At 49.8% G+C, this 5,129-nt stretch carries 7 protein-coding genes; 5 read left to right on the top strand and 2 right to left on the bottom strand.

Annotated elements, in window-relative coordinates; translation table 11 throughout:
* The 4 genes from VF260_09545 to VF260_09530 all read left to right on the top strand — a co-directional run.
* Positions 1-184, top strand: a 184-nt coding sequence (locus VF260_09545; GenBank protein ID HEX7057422.1) for a hypothetical protein, incomplete at its 5' end; no start/stop codon positions are given.
* Positions 185-327: 143 nt separating this feature from the next.
* Entirely contained in the window at positions 328-678 is a 351-nt protein-coding gene (locus VF260_09540; protein ID HEX7057421.1) for a P-II family nitrogen regulator, read from the top strand.
* 100 nt (positions 679-778) lie between these two features.
* Complete coding sequence (locus VF260_09535) at positions 779-2,077, top strand: ammonium transporter (protein ID HEX7057420.1); 1,299 nt, start codon at positions 779-781, stop codon at positions 2,075-2,077.
* A 57-nt stretch (positions 2,078-2,134) separates the two neighbouring features.
* Positions 2,135-2,749, top strand: coding sequence for a deoxynucleoside kinase (locus tag VF260_09530; GenBank protein HEX7057419.1), 615 nt, complete (start codon positions 2,135-2,137; stop codon positions 2,747-2,749).
* A 13-nt stretch (positions 2,750-2,762) separates the two neighbouring features.
* Here the strand turns inward: VF260_09530 and VF260_09525 are convergent, their stop codons facing one another.
* Together VF260_09525 and VF260_09520 are read right to left on the bottom strand one after the other, a co-directional pair.
* Entirely contained in the window at positions 2,763-3,482 is a 720-nt protein-coding gene (locus VF260_09525; protein HEX7057418.1) for a glycosyltransferase, read from the bottom strand.
* Positions 3,483-3,519: 37 nt separating this feature from the next.
* Positions 3,520-4,221, bottom strand: coding sequence for a PIG-L deacetylase family protein (locus tag VF260_09520; protein HEX7057417.1), 702 nt, complete (start codon positions 4,219-4,221; stop codon positions 3,520-3,522).
* A gap of 174 nt (positions 4,222-4,395) precedes the next feature.
* Here VF260_09520 and VF260_09515 point away from each other — a divergent pair.
* Positions 4,396-5,129: ATP-grasp domain-containing protein (locus VF260_09515; GenBank protein HEX7057416.1), on the top strand; the 734-nt coding region annotated here is incomplete at its 3' end.

Raw genomic sequence — 5,129 nt, 5'->3', positions numbered from 1 at the left:
AGCCGGCAGCATCATAGCGGGCGGCAACAGCGGGGAGATTCAGACGCGGATCAACAAGAACGACTGGACGAACTACAACGAAAGCGACGACTATTCGTTCGACGCGACGAAGACGACGTTTGCCAACTGGGATCATGTGGCATTGTACCAAGACGGCGTGCTCGTCTGGGGCGCGGAACCTTGATTTTGAATTGCATGATCGCCAGCTCGACGAAAAAAGATTGCCTGTTGCGCAAGCAGGCAGTCTTTTTTTATGGGGTTTAAAAGAGGGTGTGTTATAATGCAATTGAAGTGGAAATTGCCGGATATCACTGGAGGGCCAACAATATGAAACAAATCGTTGCCATTTTTCGCCCGGAAAAACTTCGTGAGGTTATCGAACGACTCCGGGAAATCAATGTAACGGGTTTTACGGTTACACAAGTGCAGGGGCGCGGCCAGCAAAAGAACGCCACCGGCATCTACAGAGGCAAATCGTACACGGTAAATTTGCATTATAAAGTCAAGATGGAAATGATCGTTTCCGACTACAAAGTAAATGAAACGATTCAAACGATCATCAAAACGGCGCAAACAGGCGAAGCGGGCGATGGGAAGATTTTCGTCCTGCCGGTTCAAGAAATGTATAATATAAGGACCGGGAAAGTCGACGAAACGATTGACGAGCTGAAAAGTTAACAAAGTTTGTGATAAAACGTGACATGACCTGCGACGAATGAAGGTTGCGCACCTATAATGTATCTATAATTTTAGATAGATACATTAGGAGGGAAACAACATGAATGCTGGAGCTGACATCGCGTTAAACACTATGTGGGTAATCATCGCTTCAGCGATGGTGTTGTTTATGGAGGGCGGCTTTAGTTTGCTCGAAGCCGGCTTTGTCCGTACGAAAAACGCAGTGAACGTCACGATGAAAATATTTGTCGATTTGACGATCGGCACTTTGGCATATTATTTAATCGGGTTCGGCTTGATGTACGGAAAAGATCATGGCGGATTAATCGGCATTGCCCTTTGGCGAGCCGCGCAGCATGTAAATTTGCCGATGCCACTTTCAATGCCGGCGTTTGTGCTGTTTCAAGTGGGCTTTGCCATTGCCGGCATTTCCATCATTTCCGGCGCCGTTGCCGAACGGATGTCGTTTAAAGCGTATATTTTGATCGCCGTGTTTATGACCGCGATTCTCTACCCGATTTCCGGGCATTGGGTTTGGAATGCCGACGGTTGGCTGGCATCATTGGGCATGAAAGATTTCGCCGGTTCGACGGTTATACACGCCCTGGGCGGATGGTCGGCGTTGGCGTTTGCCTGCGTTTTGGGCCCGCGGCGGGGACGGTTTAATTCGGACGGGAGTGTGAACGTATTTGCTCCCAGCAATATACCGCTTGCTTCCGCTGGCGGATTTATCTTGTGGTTTGGCTGGTTTGGCTTTAATGCCGGGAGTACGCTTAACGTTTTTTCCGCCAATTTGTCCGCCATTGCGCTAAATACGGCATTGGCTGCGGCGGCCGGAGGCGCGGCGGCCATGCTGTTTTCGTTGTATCGTTTCGGCAAAGCGGACCCCAGTTTTACGATCAACGGCGCTTTGGCCGGGTTGGTTGCGATAACGGCGGGGTGTGCATATGTCAGTTCCGAAGCGGCCATTTTGATCGGCATGATTGCCGGTTTGCTGGTAATTTGGGGCACGGCCGCAATCGACAAATTGAAAATTGACGACCCGGTCGGCGCAGTCGCGGTGCACGGTGTGAACGGACTGTTCGGCACCATTGCCGTCGGGCTGTTCGACTTGCAGGAAGGCTTTTTGACTGCCGGGCATATCCATTTGCTGGTTGTGCAGACGTTGGGCGGATTCGTCATATCCGCCTGGGGATTTTTCTTGAGTTACGGATTCGCCAATATGCTAAAGAAAACCGTCGGACTAAGGGTAGCCGCGGCAGAGGAAGAAGAAGGGCTGGATATGGCGCTGCACGGCATCCCGGCCTATAACGATTTGGAACGTTTCAGCGACCAGCCGTCGGTCATCGAACAGGCGTTGTCTGCGCCCTATATTGCAGTGAGCGAAAAACAAATATAATGATTGCACAACTGACAAAATATGTCGGCTTGCCGCAGTTTACGGGAGGAATGATGGATGAGCGTGATCGTCATCGACGGTATGACAGGGGCGGGCAAAAGCACGCTCGCCAATATTTTGGCGGAAGAATTGCGGTTTGATTTGATTGCCGAAGTGTTTCGGGACGACGACGATCTGCTCGGGAAATATTTTTCAGAAGGCAGCCGGTGGTGTTTTCCGATGCAAATCAGCTTTCTGACAAACCGGTTTATCCAATATCGGGAAGCGGTTGCCGGAGAAAATGTCATTATGGATCGATCCATTTTTTCCGATCCGATTTTTGCCTGTCTGTACCATGCAAACGGCGATATGAAGCCGGAAGAATACCGCGTATATAAACGATTGTATCAGTCATTGATCAATTCGCTTACGCCCCCGGATTTGGTCATTTACCTCGATGTAACTGCCGAAGAAGCAATAGCCAGAATCAAAAGAAGGGCAAGGGCGGACGAATTGGCGGTGAGCGAACAATATTGGCGAAATCTGCACGCCCTTTATGCCGACCACTATCGGAATTACCGCCATTCGCCGCTTTTTTGGCTGGATGTCAATCAACTTGATTATGCCAACGACCGCGCATCCCGGAATCAAGTGGTGCATGAAGTCAAAGCAAGGCTGGGGATGGCAAAATAACGCAAAAAAACGGCTACCGCGCGATCACAAATTGCCGGAAATCTGTTGTGCGGGCAATGATTTTCGAATGCGGTTCGGTGATAAATTCCCAATCATTCACTTGCCAAGTATGGCTTTTCGGGTTTTTCCGGCGAATCGCGCAAAAATTGAACAAATTCCCGGAATAGATGCGGAATCCTGCTCTATGGGCATCCTTGCAAAATATGACGTCTTCGCTGATGCGCACATTGCGGAATTTCACCTTTTGCCATACTGTTCGTTTGAACGTAAGGGTGCCGCCTGAAACGACGCGAACGAACCGGTTCATCTTGTTGAATCTGCGCAGCAGAATACCGCTGCCCCGCAAATACATATAATAGGCCTGCTTGCCGACAATATCCGCATTCGATCTGCGAAATTCGTCGATCATACCGGCCAGATATAGCGGGGCGTAGTATTCGTCGTCGTCCATTTTTGCGATGATCGGATAGACGGCTCTCTTTGTGGCGAAATTTAAACATCGCCCTAACGTAAAACGGCTGGCGGGAAGATGAAAAACGCGGATATGCGGCAGCCGCCGGGCCATTTGCCGGTAGCGGGACATATCGACCGAATCTTTGTTTACGACAACGATCAATTCTTTCTTGGCCCAAATCTGTCTGCGGTAGTTATGAAACATTTTTTCCAGAAAATGCGGACGCTTCGTGCTGACAATGACAGAAATGCCCGGTTGCCACTTGTTGACGAAGGCCAATGGTTGAGCACCTCGATTCGCCAGGCAATGATGGCGACTAGCCGTGCAAGCGATGCACGCGGAACGCTTCGGCGAAATCCTCGTAAATTTGATTGCCCCTGAATTTTGCTTTATGGAACAAACTGTCCGGGTTAACCGGGTGGCGGGAATTTCCCAGTTGCGTTTGATAGGCTTGCAAAGCTTCCATTTTGCGGTTCATCTCCGGCTCGGATAAAGGTACAAAAAAATTCGGATCGAAGGAAAGTTCACCGTCTGTTTCATAGACAAAAACAGATCCGTTCCAAAAATACGGGCGGGTTGCGGCAATGGCCGCCTGGTGCGTGGCTTCGTGATCCTGGTGTTTGGTGATGGACGGTATAAACATAACGGTTGGCCTGAATTCTTCTATGTGCCGCTCGATTTTTTCCACCAGCATGGCGCGCGGATGCGTATCGAGCTTGCTGTCATATTGCTGTTTTTTGGATTTGTCCGGGAAAAAAATATGCGTATCGGTGACGCCGAGGATGCTCATGGCTTGTTGAAATTCCCGCAAGCGCACGTTGCCGTCGTAATTGGCGTATGCCGACAATTCTTTTTTATAGCGGCGGGATACATTCAATGACAGGGACACTACCAAAACCCGAACCGGACTGTTTTGGCGGATATATTTTTGTATTACACCCGCGCAGCCGATTGCTTCATCATCCGCATGGGGCGCTAACACCATTACGCGCTGATTCGCATAAGCATGACCCTCCACTCTCTCACCCCAATCTCCCATCTCTGATGCTGTTAGCTGTATAAACAAGTTATGGCGAGCCGTTGCTTTTTTCTTATGCATTCTCCCATTTATCGCATTTTGGAGTTTTGTCCGAAGCATGTCTGTCTCATTCGAATTATAGTGATGGTAAAACAAAAGGCGCGTGATAGCCAAATGAAGCCATCCATTCGCATTTTGCTTACGGGCGCGGGCTCGCCCGCCGCTTTCGGCGTTATCAAATCGCTGCGGTTGTCCGATGCGTATCATTTTGAATTTGTATGTATGGACAGCAGTCCGAATGCGTCCGGATTTTATCTCGCGGACCGCATTGTCGTCGGCCCCAAGGCGACCGATGAGGCGTTTGTGCCATTTATTCTGCAAATATGTGAAAATGAAAAGATCGACCTCATTTTTTCGTTGGTTACCGGGGAGTTAATCAAGCTCGCGAGCATCCAGGACAAATTGGCGGAGATCGGCACAAGCATCCTGATTTCTTCCGTTGCGGCGTTAACCGATGCGATCCATAAAGGAAAGTTGTATGCCAGATTGCGGAAAAGCGGAATCGAAACGCCCAAATTTTATGTAGTCCATACGCCTGCGGAACTGATCGAGGCGATTCATGCGCTCGGTTATCCGCAACAGCCGGTGTGCTTCAAGCCGACCGTAACGGATGGGAGCAGAGGGTTTCATATCATTGACCGCAGTGTTGACAGGCGGCGGCTTCTGTTTTATGAAAAGCCCAATTCGGCCTTTATCAGCATATCGGAGCTTCATGATGTGATTTGCCGGGAAAAAACATTGCCGGAACTGATCGTCATGGAATATTTGCCGCATGAAGAATATAGTGTGGACGTGCTCGCGGATGAAGGCAATGTGATCGTCGCCGTTCCCAGGCTGCGCGAGGCGAC

Source organism: Bacilli bacterium (assembly GCA_036381315.1).
GTDB lineage: Bacteria > Bacillota > Bacilli > Paenibacillales > KCTC-25726 > DASVDB01.
This window is presented reverse-complemented; position numbering and strand designations above follow the sequence as displayed.